This window comes from Pseudonocardia sp. Ae505_Ps2 (genome assembly GCF_001932425.1).
In the GTDB taxonomy this organism is placed as follows: Bacteria; Actinomycetota; Actinomycetes; order Mycobacteriales; family Pseudonocardiaceae; genus Pseudonocardia.
Map to the genome: position 1 here is coordinate 1,653,144 of NZ_MCIP01000001.1, position 17,781 is coordinate 1,670,924.

A 17,781-nucleotide genomic window follows, 5' to 3' on the forward strand; every position below is an offset into this window, starting at 1 on the left:
CACCCGTTCTCCGGCGTCCACACCGGTCACGACCGGTGTGGACACCTGCGGAGGGGTGTGGATGCCGCGGAGCCTGGTGGGCTCAGCCGGCGTCGTAGAGCCGCGCCCAGGTCTCCCGCGAGGTGAGCCGCGGCTCGGCGGCCTTCCACTCCCTGGCGGCCTGCGGGCCCTCGTTCCAGAGCCGGCGCACCGTCTGCACCCCGCGCGTGGTGAGTTCGCGCAGCCGCTCCCGGTCGCGGGTCCGGATCCGGACACCGGTCTCGGCCATGTCGGTGACGATCGCGCGCTCGAACAGCGACACGTGCCACCAGTGCGCCTCACCGGCCGGGACCATCCCGGAGCGGAACGGCACCCGCCCGGTGGCCTGCAGCACGGCGCGCTTCACCCAGGTCCGCACGACCTTCGACGGCTTGTGCCCGGCCAGGTGCACGACGGACTCGCGCACGTCGAGCCCGGCCTGGGCCAGCGGCACCGCCGTCGTCTCGGGGTAGGCGGCCCGGATCCGGCGGATCTCCGCCGCCGCGGCGGCGGAGCCGTCGTCGAGCACCGAGGGGCCGCGCAGGAAGTCGTCGACGGCGGTCAGCAGCGTCGCCGCCAGCCCGTACTGCATCGCGACCAGGTACTGGGCCAGCAGCTCGACGATCGTCGTGGTCACCGTGCGCCGGTCGAAGCCGGTGCGCAGGGCGGCGGTGATCAGGCCGTTGCGCTGGTTGAAGTAGCGGTGCCACTCGTCCCAGTCCTTCCAGCCGAAGTCGGCGTGCCACACGGCGGCACCGGGCAGCGACACCGTGGCGAAGCCGCGCTCGCGGGCGCGGTAGCCGAACTCGACGTCGTCCCACTGGAAGAACAGCGGCAGCGGGTAGCCGATGGCCCGCACGACCGGTGCGGGGATCAGGCAGGACCACCAGCCGTTGTACTCGGTGTCGACCCGCTGCTCCTGCACGATCGGCAGCAGCCGCTCGTCGCGGCCGAGGAGGAAGCCCTCCTCCAGGGCGCCGGGGACGGGCATGCCCACCCGCAGCTTCTCGGGCACGGCGTACTCGGCGGTGATGTGGACGTGCCCCGGGTGGAGCAGGTTCAGCATCTGCCCGCCGACGATCGTCGGCGCGGTGGTGCACGCGGCGAACCCGGTCAGCCGGACGACGATCTCCGGGTCGAGCAGCACGTCGTCGTCCATGAGCAGGACGTCGTGGTCGTCGGCCGGGTCGCCTGCGGTCGCCTCGTAGAGCCCGCGGGTGAAGCCGCCCGCGCCGCCCAGGTTGGGCTGGCGCTGGTAGGCGAGCCGGTCGCCGAACGCCGCGGCCAGCGGCGCGAACCGGTCGCGCGACTCCAGCGGGTCGCTGCCCTGGTCGACCACCCGGACGGTCGCCACGCGGGCCAGCGCAGCCGGGTCGTCGAGCAGCGCCTGCAGCGTGTTCAGGCAGTCCTCGACGCGGTTGTGGGTGCAGATCGTGATCGAGGTGGGCCGCGGCGGGCGGGGCACCGCGACCGTCCACTCGACGTCGGACACGGTCAGCGTGCCGGTGTCGGTCGCGAACTCCAGCCAGAGCCCGCCGCCGTCGACGAAGCGGTCGATCGCCCCGGTCAGCTCGACGACGCCGCCGCCGTCGACGCCCGTGGTGGCGACGGCGCGGGCGACCTTGTTCGTGTCCGAGGCCATCAGCCACACCCGGCCGCGACCCGCGGCGCGCAGGGACACCCGCACCTCGGGTACCGCGGTCCAGCGCTGCCAGTAGGTGGCGTGCAGCCGCCCCCAGTAGGTGTTGGTGGTGACGTGGGTGGCCGGGACCAGCTCGATCAGGCCCCGCTCGCGGCGGGCGGCGCCGCGCAGGACCTCGGCGTAGAGGTCCTCGGGCACCAGGTGCGTCGGCCCGGTGAAGGGGCCACGCTGTACGACCAGCCGTCCGGGGCGGGCCCCACCGGCGGTGTCGTCGGCCGGGGCGGGCTCGCCCCCGCGGAGGGGCCGGGCGGTGTCCAGCATGGCTCTCGCTCTCGCTCTCGCCTCACATCTCGGATCGGACAGGACGAAGTCTGCCGGGGCCTCAGTCCGGCAGTGGCGTCGGGTCCGGCGAGGGTGCCCCGGCCTGCCCGACCTGCTGCCAGCCCCACAGGGTCCGCTCGCCGTCCTGCACCGGGGCGGGGACCGCCCGCGGGTCGTAGGGCTCGACGAGCCGGATCTGGCCCCAGTCGAAGTCCCAGGCGCCGGGTAGGTAGGTCGGGACGTAGCGCTGGGCGGCGGTCCGGACCAGCCAGCCCTGCGGGCCGCCGAACCGGCTGCGGCCCCACTCGTCGGCGACGGTGCGCTGCTGCGGGTCGGCGAGCATCCGGAACACCGGCACGTCGGCGATGCCCCGGTGCACGCCGAAGCGCGTCACACAGGGATGCACGAACGACGTCGCCCAGTCCAGGTACGCGGTGCCGCGGGCGGCGATCGTCGTCAGCGGGGTCAGCCGCGGCACCCGGGGCTGCGCGACGGCGACCCACGCCCCGGTGCCGATGCCGCGGTCGGACACGATCACCCGCACCCGGTCGGCGTCGGCGGCCGGCCGGCCCGCGAGGTCGACGCGCAGGTCCCGCCACGCCTGGCCGCCCGAGGCGCCGCCGGAGTAGTCCGAGGTGCTGCTGACGGCCCCGCCGGGCTCGATCTCGTCGACGACGGCGCCGTCGCGGGCGAACTGCAGGGTCACGGTGTTGCCGCCGCCGATCGTCCCGGCGACGCCGAGGACCAGCGGTGCGGAGCCGTCGCGGGCCGCGGCGGGCAGCGTGTGCCACGCCGAGCGGTAGTCGCCGACGTTCTCCGGGTCCGGCGACCAGCTGCCCATGACCGGTCCGCCCAGCGGGCCGGTGCCGGTGACGCCGGGGCGGTCGTCGCCGTCGCCGGTGTTGTCGCGCAGTGATCCCGGTCCGGTCGGCGGCAGACCCTCGGGCGTGAAGCCCTCGGCCAGCGGGCCCGGGTCCGCGACGCCCGCCGGTTCCGGCGCGGTCGGCAGCACGTTCGCGGCCGGGTCGGTCTCCACCTGGATGCGCCCGGCGAGCCCGCAGCGCGACCCGGTGGGGTCGGTCAGCACGTCGGCACCCAGGGAGTACGAACCGGCCTGCTTCTCCATGCCCTTGGCCATCGAGGCGACCTGGAACAGGACCATGAGCGCGCAGATCACCGCGAGCGGCGCCGACCCGAGGCGGACGGCCTGGACGGTGCCGATGCGGCCGCGCCGGCGACCGAGGGTCCGTCGCACCGGGCGCGGCACCCCGGAGGTCGAGCGCAGATGCTCCACCCCGGCGACGACGAGCGACAGGAACGCCAGGACCAGCAGCACCGTCGTCGCCTGGATCCCGCTCACCGACACCGGCTTGTCGAACCACGGCACGCCCCAGTTCGAGACGTACCACCAGGTGTTCGGACCGCGGAACGCCAGCGCCGTCACCGCGAGCACCGCGGCCAGGAACAGCGCCTGGTTGCGTCGCGAGCGCAGGACCCCGGTGCTCGTCGCGAGCGCGGCCAGCGCCGCGACACCCGAGGCGAGCGCGGCGAACGCGCCGAAGTGGTGGGTCCACTTCGTCGGGGTGAGGGCCAGCACGGCGAACGACAGCGCGGTGCTCGCGAGCAGCCGCCGCGAGAACCCGAGTGCGGCGCCGGGGATGCGGCCCCGGCGCAGCAGCACGACCGTCGAGACGGTCATGCACAGCCACAGCAGCAGGACCGGGAAGCGACGCTGCAGCGAGCCGTCGCGGCTGTCGCTGAACAGCAGGTCGTAGCGGGCGAGCTCCTGGTACCAGGGCAGGTTCGGGCCGATGTCCTGTCGGACCCGGGTGGCCTCGGCGACGGTGGCGAGGGTCTGGTCGCCGAACACGGCGGTGAGCACGATCAGCCCGGCCGCGAGCAGCGGCCCGAAGGTCGCCGCCCAGCCGGTGGTGCGGATCCGTTCGGTGAACAGCCGCAGCAGGGGGCGGGCCGCGGCCAGGAACGGGGCCAGCGCGATGAGGCCGGTCGGCGTCGCCGCGACGGCGAACGCCCCCGCGACGAGCGCCCCCGCGACCGGCAGCAGCCGCCGGGTGGCCAGCGCGCGCTCCAGCATCACGAACGACACCAGCGCCGCGATCACGACGACCGTCTCCGGGCGCAGCCCGTTGTTGAACGGCAGCCAGAAGCAGAGGAACACCCCGGCCGCGGCCCATCCCGCGGACCGGCTGCGCCGGACCTGGGCGCCGAGGCGGGGCAGCAGTGCCCGGCTGATCAGGAACCAGGACGCGACGCCCATCGCCAGCGCCGGGACCCGCAGCCACAGCACCGACTCCGAGACCCCGCTCCACAGCGAGTACAGCTGGTAGAACCAGCCGAACGGCGCCTCGGGGACGTCGAACCAGCGGTGGTAGTTGCCGATGTAGCCGGCGGTGTCGTTGCCCCGGGAGATGTCGAGGATGTACCCGTCGTCGCTGGTCATCGACCCGATGAGGGCCCACACGACCAGGACGCCGACGACGACGGCGTCCCGCAGGTCGTCCTGCCCGCGCAGCCGCCGGGCCAGCCGGCGGCCGTGCACGACGCGGCGGGCGTCGGCGTCGTCGATCCGGCGCAGGAAGAACAGCGCGCCGAACAGCGCGACGATCGCGACGCCCCCCGCGACGAGCTTGAGCGTCGAGGCGTCGGAGTCGTAGCGGTTGTCGGTGTCGAACCGGACGCTCGTGCCGCCCATCGGGTCACCGCCCGCGTCGAGGTCGGAGTGGATCCCGGTGAGCTGCGGGCGGCCGTCACCGGCGAACTCGTACAGCGTGGCGCCGCCCAGCGTCGCCGTCGTCGCGTCGAAGTCCGAGGTGAACGTGAGGGCGCAGGGCCCGCCCGGCAGGGGGAGCGGCGCGGTGGCGATGCGCTGGCCGCGGTTGTCGAGGGTGACCACCCCGTCGGCGACGGCGACGCGCAGACCGACCGTGTCGCCGTCCGGGGCGTCGGTGGGCGTCGTGGACAGGACGGTCGCGCGGCCGGGGGACCGGTCGTCGAGGCTGCGGATCGCGTCGCAGCCGATCGTCGCGGTCAGGCTCTCCGGCCGGTACGCGACCAGCGGGGCGTTCAGCGGCGCGGTGCCGGTCGTGGCGTTCGGCCAGGTGACGGTCGCCGTGTTCTGCACGACCGGCAGGAACGGGATCGCCAGCGCCAGCACCGCCGACAGCAGGCCCAGCGCGGCGGCGAGGAGGCGGTCGGTCGGACGCGACCGGCGGTCGGTGGAGCCCGATCCCGGGCGGGGATCGGCCTCCGTTGCGGCGGTCAGCACCCGGACGAGGCTAGACGCCACCCCGTGATCATCCGTGACACCCCCGTGACCCGTCACCGTTGGACCGGTCGGCCTAGTCCACTCGGCTGGGTGCTCAAGGTCGACTGCACCCTGTTTCCATGACGCAGCGTGATGAACTGCGACGATCGGGCACTGTTCGGGTGTCACCGGTGACGGTGGTGATCGACTCTCGTTGGGTCGGGTGTGAGCATCTGCACCGATTCGCGCACGACGGCCGACGACCCGGCCGGCGTCGCGTCCGCCGTCGGCGGCACCGCGCCCGAACAGGGTGCTCCGTCCGTCCGAAGTGGAGGAGACGGCGGCGGTGAGGTGCTCGCGCTGACCGGTCTGCGGATCGTCGCCGCGCTCTGGGTCGTCGCGTTCCACTTCCACTTCACCCCGATGGCGGGTGTGGAGACGGTGAACGACTGGCTCGGACCGCTGATCACGCAGGGCGCGCTCGGCGTCGACCTCTTCTTCGTCCTGAGCGGTTTCGTGATCGCCTGGACCTACCTCGACCAGCTGGGCCCGCGGCTGCGGCTGCGCGAGGCCGGCGGGTTCGTGTGGGCCCGTGCGGCGCGGATGTGGCCCGCCTACGTGGTGGTCCTCCACCTCTTCGGCGTGTGGCTCGTGGCGCGGCTGGTGTTCGGGTCGACGACCGACGTCGTCTACCAGTCGGTGCAGCCGTCGTTCACCGTCGGCGCGTGGTTGGAGCAGCTGTTCGGCGTACAGATGTGGGACGAGCAGTACCTCGACGGCGCGTCCTGGGTCGGCCCGACGTGGTCGATCAGCGCCGAGTGGCTCGCCTACCTGCTGTTCCCGCTGCTGGCCCTCGGCTTCTTCCGGCTGCGGAACCTGCCGTTCGCGGTGCTGGCGGCAGGGTCGCTGCTCTGCACCGCACCGATGGCGGCCGCGTTCCTCGTGGTCGGGTCGCCGTACTACCCGTACAGCTGGCTGGTCCGGGTCCTCGGCGGGTTCTCCGCGGGCGTCCTGGCGATGCTAGCCGTGCGGCGGCTGCGCACCACCGAGCGGACCCGCTCCGCAGCCTCGACGACGGCGACGTTCACCGTCGCCGCGGTCCCGTTCGTCCTGCTGGCGGGGTCGGTCCTCGGCGGCGGGCTGCACGGCCTGGCCGTCGTCGCCTTCCCGATCCTGGTCGGGGCACTCGCGCTCGCCGACCGCGGACCGGTGCACCACCTGCTGACCCGTGGCCCGGTGGTACACGGAGGGCGGATCTCCTACGCCCTCTACCTGGTCCACATCCCGATGTTCGAGATCTTCTGGTTCCTGAGCGACTCCGGTGTCCTCCCCCGCGGCGGGGAGACGGGGCATCTGATCGCGCTCACCGTCTTCGTGGGGACTCTGCCCGTGGCACACCTGCTGTACTCGCTCGTCGAACGTCCCGCGCGCCGGTGGATGCGGGGCCGTACCCGGCCCGCCCCCGAGGCGGTCGAGGCGGTCGTCGCCCCCGACCCGGTCCCCGCCGCCCGTCGCGTCGTGGACAACGACGCGGCGCGCCGTGACCCGGAGACCTCCGTGCTGGCGGTGGTCACCGACGAGCCGGTGACCTCGGTGCTGCCCGTTGTGTCGGCCGGACCGGCCGCGGACCCCGCCCCGGCTGCAGCTACCCGGCGGACGGCGCCGGAACCCGCCCCGTCGCGGGCGTTCGCGCCGACGCACGGCGCACCTGCGCAGGGCGCGCCGACGCAGGGTGCCCCTTCACAGGGCGCACCGATGCACCAGGGCACGCCGACGCACCAGGGCACGCCGACGCACCAGGGCGCAGCGCAGAACGTGCCGACGCAGCAGAGCTCGTCGTCCGAGCAGGGCGCCGTGCAGCGGCCCGCCTCGTCGCAGCCCGCCGTGCCGCAGCCCGCCCGGCCGCAGCCGGTCGCCGCTCGGCCCGGCGCCGGAGAGCAGCAGGTCGCCGCTCGGCCCGGCCCCGGGGAGCAGCAGGTCGCCGCTCGGCCCCGCACCGGGGAGCAGCCGGTCGTCCCGGGCCGGCCGGTGGCCGGGGACGAGCCCGGCGACGTGCCGCCGGTGACCGAGGCGCTGCCGGTGGTCCGCCGCCGCTCGGCGGGCCCCGCCGTCGCCACGACGTCGGGCTGGACGCCCACCACACCTGCGGAGCAGGACCCGGCCGACGACGCGCGCACCGCGGCCATGCCGCTCGTCCGGCCCGTCGCGGCCCCGTCCGCGCCGGTCGCCGAGCCCGAGCCCACCGCCCCGGCGTCCGAGCCGGCTCCGGCCGACCCGATCGCCGTCCCGGCGCCCGCGCTGCCCACCCGGGCACCGCGCCGCCCCGAGGCCGACCCCGCCGACGTGCCCGCCGCGGCCGAGATCGACGTCCCGGCCCCGGCCGGTTCGGCCCGCTGGGTGCTGGAGCGCCTGGCCGCGGCCCGGGCCGCCGACTTCGACGGCGCCGGGCACAGCGACCTCTCGGAGGACCTGGTGGCCGTCGCCCGGATGCGCAGCGGCGGCGCCGGGACCGGCGGGGACCTGTTCACCCCGGTAGTCGAGGGCACCGGCACCACCTCCGGCGTCGACCGGATGGAGCGGCTGCGGTCGCTGCACATCGCTGCCCGTGAGCTCGCCGACGACCGTGGTGTCGTCCCGGCGCCGCGGGCGATCCGCTCCGCCTCGGCGCTGCCCGGCACGCGGACCGGCGTCGAGAACTGCGGCCGCGCCGGCCGTCGTCGCGACGACGCCCACGCCAGCGCCGCGACCCCGATCGTCGCCGCCTCGGGTGCGGCCGCATCCCGTCGCCCCCGGAAGAAGCCGGCGCACGGGGCCTGAGACACCGCTGGGGAGCGGGTAACACGGCCGTGCCCCCGGACCACCACCGTGGTCCGGGGGCACGGCCGCGTCCGCCGACCCGCGCCGGATCCGGTCCGCGGGGCGGGGAGACCGGGCGGTGCCCGCCGGGCGGCGGTCCGCGCACCGCGCGAGCGGTCCGGCGACGCCGCATCCCGGTGCCCGGGACGTGACGCCGGTGCCCGGACACCGCGGCGCCGCGTCGGCGACAATGGACGTGCCCGCCCGTCGCGCCCCAGGACGGGTCCCGCCCACCGACGCGATGGACCGATGATCCCCACGACCCCGCCCCTCGCCGACCTGCCCGAGCCCACCGGTGCCGCACCGCCGGAGCGGGCCGCACTGCACTGGTACCTGCGCCTGGTCCGTCACCACCTGGGCCGTGGCCCCTACCTCGACGTGGCGGGTGCCGGCGGGGCGCTGCTCGCCGGGCTGGCGCGGCTCGGCCCGGCCTCGGGGCTGGCCGGCTCGGAGGCCGAGGCGGAGCGGATGCGTGCCGGTGCGCCGGGCTGCCCCGTGCACCTGAGCCTCGACGCCCTGCCGGGTCCGGTCGCGTCGGTGACCGCGGTGGAAGTGCTCGACCGGCTGCCGGACGTCGCGCTCGCCGGTGACCTCGGCCCGGGAGGCTGGTTCCGGGCGCTCGAACCGGGCGGGCACGCACTCGTCGTCGCCGCCGACGCCGAGGGCCGCGGCCGCGAGCTGGCCGGTGCCCGCTGGGTGCCGCCACGCGTCCCGCGCGGGCACCTGCGGATCCGGGAGATCCTCGTCGAGGCCGGGTTCGAGATCGTCCGGGAGGGCTCGGACGGGCTGACCCGTGGCCCCTACGGCGGCATCCCCACCTGGGCCGACCCGCGTCTGGCCGCGACCCGCGCGCAGCGGTCCGCGGGGCGGCTCACGTGCGAGGCGGGCGCGGGTGAGCGCGCGGTGATCATCGCGAGGAGGCCGGCGGCGCCGTAGCGTGCAGGGCATGAGCGATGTGCTGCCCATCGGCCCCGACGAGCTGCTCACCACCACCCGGTCGGTCCGCAAGCGCCTTGACCTGGAGCGTCCGGTCCCGCTGGAGGTGGTCCGGGACAGTCTCGAGGTCGCGTTGCAGGCCCCGAGCGGTTCGAACCAGCAGGGCTGGCACTGGCTGGTGCTCACCGACGCCGAGAAGCGGAAGGCCGTCGGCGAGTACTACCGGAAGGCGTTCACCGCCTACCGGAACTCCGCGCAGTACCCGACGACCCGCTCCCACGGCGACGCCGACCGCGACGCCACCCAGCTCCGCGTCGCCGACAGCGCGCAGTACCTCGCGGACCGGATGGGCGAGGTCCCGGTGCTGGTCATCGGCGCGATCAACGCCAAGGCCGAGCTGCCGGCGTCGAACCAGGCCGGGCTGTGGGGCTCGCTGCTGCCGGCCGCGTGGAGCCTGCAGCTCGCCCTGCGCGCGCGTGGTCTGGGCAGCGCCTGGACGACGCTGCACCTGCAGTACGAGAAGGAGATCGCCGAGCTGCTGGGCATCCCGGACGACGTGCGGCAGGGAGTCCTGCTGCCGGTCGCGTACTACACCGGCGACACGTTCAAGCCCGCGAAGCGCCAGCCGCTCGACACCGTCCTGCACGTCGACGGCTGGTAGGCCGCCCCGTCCGGGCTCAGATCGGGAGCTTCCGGAAGATCGGCCGCGGCACGTGGCGCAGGGCGCTCATCACGAAGCGCATCGGCGCCGGTGCCCAGACCAGCTCCTTGCCCGTCCGCACCGCGTCGACGATGACGTCGGCGACGGCCTGCGGGGTGGTCGCGAGCGGTGCGGCGTCGAGGCCCTCGGTCATCTTCGAGTGCACGAAGCCGGGCCGGACGATCGTCACGGTCACGCCGAACTCGCGCAGCGCCTCGGTCAGCCCGGTGTAGAACGCGTCCATCCCGGCCTTGGTGGAGCCGTAGACGAAGTTCGAGCGGCGGGCCCGCTCCCCGGCGACCGAGGAGATCGCGACGATCGAGCCGTGGCCCTGCGCGCGGAACCGCTCGGCCAGCGCGACCCCGGTGGAGACGGTCGCGGTGTAGTTGACCTGCGCCAGCTCGACTGCGTGGTCGACGTCGGTCCAGGCCTTCTCGTTGTCGCCGAGCAGCCCGAACGCGACGACGGCGACGTCGATGTCCCCGCCCGCGAAGGCCTTCTTGATGACCTCGGGGTGGGTCTCGATGTCCCGGGCGTCGAACTCGACGGTCTCCACGCCGCACCCGAGCGCCTCGAGCTCGGTGCGGGCGGCGTCGAGCCGGGGGCCGGGGCGGGCGGCGAGCACGACCCGCAACGGGCGGTCCGCGGCGAACGCGCGCACGGTGGCCAGGCCGATCTCGGAGGTGCCGCCGAGGAGCAGGATGCTCTGCGGGTTGCCGACTGCGTCGATCATGATGGTGCTGGCTCCGGACGTCAGAGGGTCAGTGCGAGGCGGCGGGACATGTCGGAGGCGAAGACGCCGGTGGGGTCGACGCCGTCGCGGATCGCCTTCCACTCGGCGAACCGCGGGTAGCCGGCGGCGAAGGCCTCCGGCGACGTGCGCGACTCCTTCGCCAGGTACAGGCGCCCGCCGGCGGCCAGCACCATCTCGTCGAGCTCGGTGCAGAAGCGGGACAGGCCGCGTGCGATCGGGAAGTCGACGGTGATCGTCCAGCCCTCCGTCGGGAACGACAGCGGTGCGTCGTTGCCCGCGCCGAAGCGCTTGAACACGTTCAGCCCGGACTTGTGCGGCGAGGCCGCGATCTTCGACACGATGCGGCGCAGCTCGGTCTCGGCTCCCATCGGGACGACGAACTGGTACTGCAGGAAGCCCTTCGAGCCGTAGACCCGGTTCCAGTCCCCGAACACGTCGAGCACCTGGTAGAAGGCCGTGATGTTCTGCACCGAGCCACGCTGGCGCTTCGGTGCCTTGCGGAACCACAGCTCGGAGAACGCGGTCAGCGACAGCTTGTTGGCCAGCCCGTTCGGGAAGACGTCCGGGAAGGTCAGCAGCTGCGGCGCGTCGAACTTGAGCGGCTCGGACCGCAGCTTCGCGGGGAGCTGGTCGACGGTGGCGAGCGAGCCGCGGGTCAGCACCGACCGGCCCATCCGGGCGCCGGTCGCGGTGGTGTCGAACCAGGCCGCGGAGTAGCCGTAGGTGTCGTCGGAGCCGTCGGTGAGCAGCTCGAGCAGGCCGTCGAGGTCGTCGGTGCGGTCGGTGTCGACCACGAAGTACGCCGACTCGGTCCGGTGCAGCCGCACCCTGGCCCGCACGATCACCCCGGTCAGGCCCATCCCGCCGACGGTCGCCCAGAACAGCTCGGCGTCCGGCCCGGAGGGGGTCAGCTCGCGCACCGAGCCGTCCGCGGTCACCAGCGCCAGCCACTCGACGTGGTTGCCGAAGCTGCCCTTGGTGTGGTGGTTCTTGCCGTGCACGTCGGCGCCGATCGCTCCGCCGATCGTGACCTGACGGGTGCCCGGCAGCACCGGGACCCACAGCCCGAGCGGGAGCGCGGCGCGCATGAGCTGGTCGAGGCTGACGCCCGCGTCGACGTCCGCGACGCCGGTGTCCGGGTCGATGGCGTGGATCCGGTTCAGCCCCGGCATGTCGAGGACGACGCCGCCCGCGTTCTGTGCCGGGTCGCCGTAGGACCGGCCGAGCCCGCGCGCGATCACGCCGCGCTCGCCCGCCGTGCGGACGGCCTCGGCCACGTCCTCGGCGTCGCGTGGGGTGACGAGCTGGGCGATCGTCGGCGCGGTCCGCCCCCAGCCGTGCAGGGAGGCGGTCCGTCGCGCCGGGGCGTCGGTCCTGGTGCTGCGGGGAACGGTCGTGTCCGTCATCGTCGCCAGGGTAGCGAGGGGCCCCGACGGCGACGGGTGCGACCCTGGGCGGGTGCTCGACGAGCGGCAGGTCCGCCTCCCGCTGCCACCGGCGCGGGGCCGGGGCACGACCGCGGGGCTGTACGTGCTGCTCGGGGTCGGCTACCTGCTGGTCTCGCTGTGGCTGCAGCGCCGGGTGCTCGCCGACCCGGGCGGTCTGCTGATCGGCCACGTCACCGCCGACGCCGACATGTTCTCCTGGTGGATCCACTGGTTCCCGTTCGCCGTGACGCACGGGGAGAACCCGCTGGTCACCGACTGGATGCACTGGCCGTACGGGCTCAACGCACTGTGGAACACCGCGGTGCCGCTGCTGGCGCTGGCGCTCGCCCCGGTCACCCTGGTCGCGGGCTCGGTGACCGCGTTCAACGTCGGCCTGATCCTCGGCCCGGTCGTCTCCGGGCTGGTGCTGGTCGTCGCGCTCGGCCCGTACGTGGGCCGGGCCGGTCGCGGCTGGGCCGCCCGCGGGATCGCCGGAGCGCTGTACGCGTTCTCCCCGTTCCACCTCGCGCACGCGATCGCCGGGCACCTCAACCTCACGTGGTCGCTGCTGCCGCCGCTGCTCCTGCTGCTGGCCCACCACCTGTTCGCACGGGGGCCGCTGCGCCGGCCGTGGACGGTCGGGGCGGTGGCCGGGCTCGTCCTGGTCGGGCAGCTCGTCCTCTACACCCAGACCCTCGCGATCGGCGTGATCTTCCTGGTCGTCACCGCGATCGTGCTCGCGCTGCGGTTCCCGCGCCGGGTCCCGGCCCACCTGCCGGGGCTGGTCCGGGCCGGACTGGCCTGCGTCGGGGTGTTCGTGGTGCTAGGCGCGTACCCGCTGTACCTGGTGCTGGCCGGGCCGAACCGGCCGCGCGGCCCGATCCGCAACGTGCACGCCACGGGGGCGGACCTGGCGAACCTGCTGGTCCCGACCCGGCTGACCGCCGTTCGTGCGGTCCCTGACGGCACGGACGCCGAGCTCGGCGGCCACATCGGTGAGCAGGGCGGCTACGTCGGCCTCGCCGCGCTGGCGCTGGTCGTCGTCGCGGTGCTGGTCGTCCGGTCGACGACGCTGCGGGTGGTCGCGGCGGTCGGGTTCCTGTCCTGGGTCGCCTCGCTCGGCACGAGCGTGGTGCTGCTGGGCGACTACACCGGGATCCCGCTGCCCTGGCTGGTGTTCGCCGAGGTGCCGCTGCTGTCGGAGGTCGAGCCGGTCCGGATCGAGGTGGTGACGGCGATGTGCGTGGCCGTCGTCGTCGCGCTGTGGGTGGACCGGATGCCGCTCGACACCCCGGCGACGGCGGTCGGCGCCGTCGCCCTGACCGGGCTGGCCGTGGTGTCGTGGCTGCCCGCCGACGCCCAGGAGGTCCGGCCCGCTCCGGTGCCCGCCTTCTTCGCGGCCGGGGCGGCGCCGCTGGGCCCGGCCGACGTCGTCGAGATCTACCCACGCATCACCGCGGCCTGGGACGACGGTGCACAGGGCCTGCGGTGGCAGGCGGCCTCCGGCCCGGCGTTCCGCATCCGCGGCGGCTACTTCATCGCCTCCGATCCCGACGACGACGTCGCGATCCAGTCCCGCTGGAACCGCTACCAGATCGGGGCGCAGTGGGTCGCCGACGGCAAGGACGAGCCCAGCGACGACTACGCCGCCGCCGCTCACCGCGAGCTGCGCGACCTGGGGATCACCGCCGTCGCGTTCGTTCCCGGGTACGCCGGGGGAGACGAGGCCAGGGCGCTGGCCTGGACCCGCCGGGTGACCGGCGACCCCGGCCGGTTCGACGGCGGGGTGTGGCTCTTCCGGCTGCCGGACGGCGCACCCGTCGGCTAGGTGTTTACCCTGGTGGGGTGACCGGCGCGCGGCTACCCGGAGAGGGTCGGGAGATCAGGATCTCCGACGCCGACCGCGAGCGCGTCGCGGCGCGGCTCAACCACGCGTTGGGCGAGGGCCGCATCTCGGTCGAGGAGCTGCAGGAGCGGCTGTCGGTCGTCTACGGCGCCCGGTTCGGCTCCGAGCTGCTCCCCGTGCTGTCCGACCTGCCCGGGGACCCGCTGAACCTGTCCGCGGACGTCCTCGCCACGCCGGTCGGCCCGCCCACGGTGCTGCGCGGCGGCATGAGCGGGGTCAAGCGCCGCGGCGACTGGGCGGTCCCGGCCCGGCTGCGGGTGCAGACCTCGCTCGGCGCGGTGCTGCTGGACTTCTGCGACGCGCAGCTGCCCCTGCCCGTCGTCGAGGTGGAGCTGGAGCTCGGCGCCGGTTCGGCCCGGCTGCTGGTCCCGGAGAACGCCACCGCCGACGTCGACGGCCTCGTCTCCCAGTACGGCTCGGTCCGCTCGAAGATGCCCAGCCGCGCCGTCCACGGCCGCCCGCACTTCCGCGTCTACGGCCGGACGGCCGCCGGCTCGGTCACGGTGCGGCCCCGCTACACCTTCGCCGGCCGTCACTTCTGACCCGGCTCACCGGAAGCGGCGCCCCTCGTCGCGCCGGTAGGCCCAGCCCACCAGCAGGGCCAGCCCGACCGTCCACGCCGCGAACGCGCCCAGTGCCAGACCGCTCGGGGCCGGTCCGCCGAGCGACCAGAGCAGCAGGTCGCGGGCCCCGCGGGTGGGCAGCAGCTCGGTCGCGCGGGCCAGCCAGCCGGGGAACAGCTCCGGCGGCAACAGCAGCCCGCCGCCGAAGGCCATCGGGAAGAACGCCAGCTGGGTCACCGGCAGCGCCACCTTGGTCGGCAGCGAGTAGCCGATCGCGAGCCCGCCGAACAGGAACGGCAGCCCGGCCACCAGCAGCGCCAGCACCGCGCCCGGCAGTCGGGCGGCCTCGACGGACGCGGGTGTGAGCAGCGCGCCGAGCACGACCACCGGCAGCATCCCGAGCAGCGCGAACAGCACACCGACCGCGAGCCGGCCGACCACCCGGGCCGACGCGGGCGCGGGCAGCGTGCGCAGGTAGGGGTCCCACGGCTTCTCGCGGTCGTCGGCGACGCCCACGCCGAAGGTGAACAGGAACCCGCTGAGCACGCCGAACAGCGCGAGCTGGGCGACCGTGCGGGTCGCCGCGACCGGGTCGTCGCCCCAGTCGAACGGCAGCACGAAGAAGCACAGGGTCAGGGCGGGGAACAGCGCGGTGGACAGCACCGCGACCGGGATCCGCAGCTGCTCCAGGATCAGGTAGCGGGCGTGCGCCGTGGCGATGCTCATGCCTGTCCTCCGGTCAGGGTGAGGAACGCGTCCTCCAGCGAGGCGCGGGAGACGGCGAGGTCGGCGAACGGGACGTCGTGTCGGACCAGGGCGCGGACGAGCTCGTCGGCGTCAGGGGTGTGCAGCACGACGCGGTCGCCGTCGACCTCGGCCCGGTCCACACCGAGCAGGTCCTCGGGCACCGCCGGTCCCCCGGGCACCGTCGTGATCCGGAACGCGACCCGGCCGCCCCGGACGGCGCCACGGACGGCGTCGACGTCGCCGTCGGCGCGGATCCGACCGCCGGCCAGGACGACGACGCGCTCCGCCAGCGACTCGATCTCGTCCAGGTAGTGGGTGGTCAGCAGGACGGTCCCGCCGCCGGCGTGGAACTCGCGGACGGTGTCCCAGAGCGCGTGGCGCCCCTCGACGTCCAGGCCGGTCGTCGGCTCGTCGAGCAGCACCAGCCGAGGGCGGCCGATGAACGCGAGCGCGAGCGCGAGGCGGCGCTTCTGGCCGCCGGACAGCCCGCCCGCCTGGCGTCGTTCCAGCCCGTCGAGGCCGAAGCGCCCCAGCAGCTCACCGGCACCGACCGGGTCGGGGAAGTGGGCGCCGACGAACCGGACGATCTCCCCGACGCGCAGCGTGTCCGGCAGCCCGGTCTGCTGCGGAGTGGTGCCCAGCGCGACCCGGTTCACCGCGTCGCGTGGGTCCCCGCCGAACAGCCGCACCGTGCCGGTGTCCGGTCGGCGCAGCCCGGACACGAGGTTGACCAGCGTCGACTTGCCCGCCCCGTTCGGTCCGAGCAGGCCGGTCAGGCTGCCGGGCTCCAGGACGAGGTCGACGTCGTCGAGGGCGACGGTGTCGCCGTAGCGGCGGGACACCCCGCGCAGCTCCAGCGGGGCGGTCACGACGGCACCTCCGAGGGGTCCGAGGACGGGTCGAGCAGCGCTCGCAGGGCCGTCGTGTAGTCCTCGAAGGCCCGCCGGCCCGTTCTCGTCAGTTCGACGAAGGTCACCGGGGTGCGTCGTTGGTGCGCCTTGGTGATCGCGACGTAGCCCGCGTCCTCCAGCTTGCGCAGGTGGGTGGACAGGTTGCCCGCGGTCATGCCGAGCAGCTCCTGCAGCCGCGGGAAGGTCATGCGGTCGCCGTCGTCGAGGGCGGCGAGGGTGGCGGTGACCCGCAGCCGGGCCTGGGCGTGGATGACGGGGTCGAGCTCGGTCACCGGACCGCCCGCGCCCGCGTCCACAGCCCGGTGGCGACCAGCGCGCCACCGCCGACGACGGCGAGCGTCAGCGCGTGCCACGGCGCCGGGACGAACGGCAGCGCCGCGCCGAGCACCAGCAGGCCGAGCCCGAGCGCGTAGTCGGGGACGTCCCGCCGGACCGCGGCCCCGACCGCGAACAGGCCGCCGGTGACGAACACGAACAGTGCGGGCATGGCAAACCCGACCGGCGCCCCGAGCCGGCCCAGACCGACCGTCAGCGCGACGACGCCGATCATCGCCACCGGCCAGACCCAGCCGTAGAGGGCGCCGTGGAGCTGGCTCGGCCCGGCGACGCCGCGTCCCATCCGGGCGCCGACCACGCCGCTGCTGATCGACCCTCCGGCGATCGCCAGCCCCGTGAGAACGCCCGCGGTGAGCGCGGTGACCGCCCCGGCCCCGTTCGCGAACCAGGCGAGCCCGATGACCGCCCAGGCCGCGCCCCAGATCAGATAGAAGATCCAGTACGGCGGGACCTGCCGGGCCTGCTCGCGCTCGATGATCGCGAGCGCGTCGGCCGGTGAGCGCGGCGGCTGGTCGTCGACGTCGGTGTCCGTCCGATCCTGCATGCTTCCCCCACTACCAACTGGTTTGCCTTGTCACCAACTTTGTACGGCAAAGTGCATTGCCTTGTCCACGGTCGCGTACGGATCGGCAGGTCGGAGGTGCGCGACCTGCGCTTCGGTGGGTCGACGCGGTCGTTGCGGCGCGCGCCGCTACCCTCGATGGGTGACCGCCACCGAGCCCACCCGGGCCGAGCCCCCGGCCACCGGTCCGGCCGACGCCCCGGCCCCGCGCCTCGGCCTCGTCCGCCAGCTGGGCAGCTTCGTCGCGATCGGCGTGCTCTCCGCGATCGTCGACTTCGGCGTCTACCACCTGCTCCTGAACGCGGGCCTGTGGGTGCCGTTCGCCAAGGGCATCAGCTTCATCCTCGGTACGACGACGGCGTACCTGCTCAACAAGCGCTTCACCTTCACCGGCGCGAACACCGGCGGCCGCGCGAGGTTCGCCGGCTTCGTGGCGCTCTACGGCACCACGCTGGCCGTCAACGTCGCGGTGAACTCGTTGGTCCTCCACGTCCTGCCGCCGATGGAGTGGGACGTGACGTTGGCGTGGGTGATCGCCCAGGGCACCGCCACCGCGATCAACTTCGTCATGCTGCGCTGGGTCATCTTCAAGGACTGAGGTGTTCTCAGTAGCGGGGTGGCAGGTCGTGGCGACACGCCGAGGGTGGTGAGATGAGCGGGAACGGGGCAGGACCCCGGTAGATCGGTTCGGTCCAGCACAGATCGACACCGTCACCGAGGTCCTGCATGTCTGATCCTGTCACCTACACCGCTGTCCTCCCGATCGGGGAGCGCACCGTGGCCTATCTGGCGCGGCTCCTGGTCCTTCAACGCCGTCGACGTGGCACCCGGCGGCGG

Annotated in this window: 14 protein-coding genes and 1 pseudogene; 7 read left to right on the plus strand and 8 right to left on the minus strand. The window is 74.5% G+C overall.

The annotated features are described in order from the left end of the window. Positions 1-82: 82 nt before the first annotated feature. Together Ae505Ps2_RS07750 and Ae505Ps2_RS07755 are read right to left on the minus strand one after the other, a co-directional pair. Positions 83-1,981, minus strand: a complete 1,899-nt coding sequence (locus Ae505Ps2_RS07750) for a glycosyltransferase (protein WP_020624287.1) — start codon at positions 1,979-1,981, stop codon at positions 83-85. A 61-nt stretch (positions 1,982-2,042) separates the two neighbouring features. Continuing rightward, positions 2,043-5,267, minus strand: a complete 3,225-nt coding sequence (locus tag Ae505Ps2_RS07755) for an arabinosyltransferase domain-containing protein (RefSeq protein WP_170917018.1) — start codon at positions 5,265-5,267, stop codon at positions 2,043-2,045. Between the two features lie 204 nt (positions 5,268-5,471). Between Ae505Ps2_RS07755 and Ae505Ps2_RS31025 the strand changes: the two genes are divergently transcribed. The 3 genes from Ae505Ps2_RS31025 to Ae505Ps2_RS07770 all read left to right on the plus strand — a co-directional run bounded on the left by Ae505Ps2_RS31025 (position 5,472) and on the right by Ae505Ps2_RS07770 (position 9,699). Next, complete coding sequence (locus Ae505Ps2_RS31025; RefSeq protein ID WP_075334059.1) at positions 5,472-8,063, plus strand: acyltransferase; 2,592 nt, start codon at positions 5,472-5,474, stop codon at positions 8,061-8,063. Between the two features lie 288 nt (positions 8,064-8,351). Beyond that, a complete protein-coding gene (locus Ae505Ps2_RS07765) occupies positions 8,352-9,038 on the plus strand; it encodes a hypothetical protein (protein ID WP_075329717.1) in 687 nt (228 codons plus the stop codon). A gap of 10 nt (positions 9,039-9,048) precedes the next feature. Further along, positions 9,049-9,699 carry a nitroreductase family protein gene (locus tag Ae505Ps2_RS07770; protein WP_075312561.1) on the plus strand — a complete coding sequence of 217 codons (651 nt, stop codon included), beginning with the start codon at positions 9,049-9,051 and terminating at the stop codon, positions 9,697-9,699. Positions 9,700-9,715: 16 nt separating this feature from the next. On the opposite strand, the gene Ae505Ps2_RS07775 is transcribed toward Ae505Ps2_RS07770, so the two are convergent. Further along, positions 9,716-10,471, minus strand: a complete 756-nt coding sequence (locus tag Ae505Ps2_RS07775) for a decaprenylphospho-beta-D-erythro-pentofuranosid-2-ulose 2-reductase (protein ID WP_075309123.1) — start codon at positions 10,469-10,471, stop codon at positions 9,716-9,718. Positions 10,472-10,491: 20 nt separating this feature from the next. Then, complete coding sequence (locus tag Ae505Ps2_RS07780; protein ID WP_075309122.1) at positions 10,492-11,898, minus strand: FAD-binding oxidoreductase; 1,407 nt, start codon at positions 11,896-11,898, stop codon at positions 10,492-10,494. Between the two features lie 52 nt (positions 11,899-11,950). On the opposite strand from Ae505Ps2_RS07780, the gene Ae505Ps2_RS07785 reads away from it, so the two are divergent. Beyond that, entirely contained in the window at positions 11,951-13,747 is a 1,797-nt protein-coding gene (locus Ae505Ps2_RS07785) for a hypothetical protein (RefSeq protein ID WP_075309121.1), read from the plus strand. Positions 13,748-13,764: 17 nt separating this feature from the next. After that, positions 13,765-14,367 (plus strand): DUF1707 domain-containing protein, encoded by a 603-nt coding sequence (locus Ae505Ps2_RS07790; protein ID WP_020627916.1) that lies wholly within the window; start codon positions 13,765-13,767, stop codon positions 14,365-14,367. 6 nt (positions 14,368-14,373) lie between these two features. On the opposite strand, the gene Ae505Ps2_RS07795 is transcribed toward Ae505Ps2_RS07790, so the two are convergent. The 4 genes from Ae505Ps2_RS07795 to Ae505Ps2_RS07810 are packed head-to-tail and all read right to left on the minus strand — an operon-like array spanning position 14,374 to position 16,926. Then, positions 14,374-15,114, minus strand: coding sequence for an ABC transporter permease (locus Ae505Ps2_RS07795; protein WP_075309120.1), 741 nt, complete (start codon positions 15,112-15,114; stop codon positions 14,374-14,376). Beyond that, positions 15,111-16,004, minus strand: a complete 894-nt coding sequence (locus tag Ae505Ps2_RS07800) for an ABC transporter ATP-binding protein (protein WP_075553531.1) — start codon at positions 16,002-16,004, stop codon at positions 15,111-15,113. Before Ae505Ps2_RS07800 ends, Ae505Ps2_RS07795 begins: the two co-directional genes overlap by 4 nt. Then, positions 16,001-16,318: a transcriptional regulator gene (locus Ae505Ps2_RS07805; protein ID WP_075312557.1), complete on the minus strand. Its 318-nt coding sequence runs from the start codon at positions 16,316-16,318 to the stop codon at positions 16,001-16,003. The genes Ae505Ps2_RS07800 and Ae505Ps2_RS07805 overlap by 4 nt, the downstream gene beginning before the upstream one ends. Further along, complete coding sequence (locus tag Ae505Ps2_RS07810; protein ID WP_075309118.1) at positions 16,315-16,926, minus strand: hypothetical protein; 612 nt, start codon at positions 16,924-16,926, stop codon at positions 16,315-16,317. Before Ae505Ps2_RS07810 ends, Ae505Ps2_RS07805 begins: the two co-directional genes overlap by 4 nt. Positions 16,927-17,086: 160 nt before the next feature. Here Ae505Ps2_RS07810 and Ae505Ps2_RS07815 point away from each other — a divergent pair, with 160 nt between their 5' ends. Then, positions 17,087-17,542: a GtrA family protein gene (locus Ae505Ps2_RS07815; RefSeq protein ID WP_075309117.1), complete on the plus strand. Its 456-nt coding sequence runs from the start codon at positions 17,087-17,089 to the stop codon at positions 17,540-17,542. A 128-nt stretch (positions 17,543-17,670) separates the two neighbouring features. After that, positions 17,671-17,781, plus strand: a pseudogene (locus tag Ae505Ps2_RS33210) (IS5/IS1182 family transposase); the annotation flags it as partial.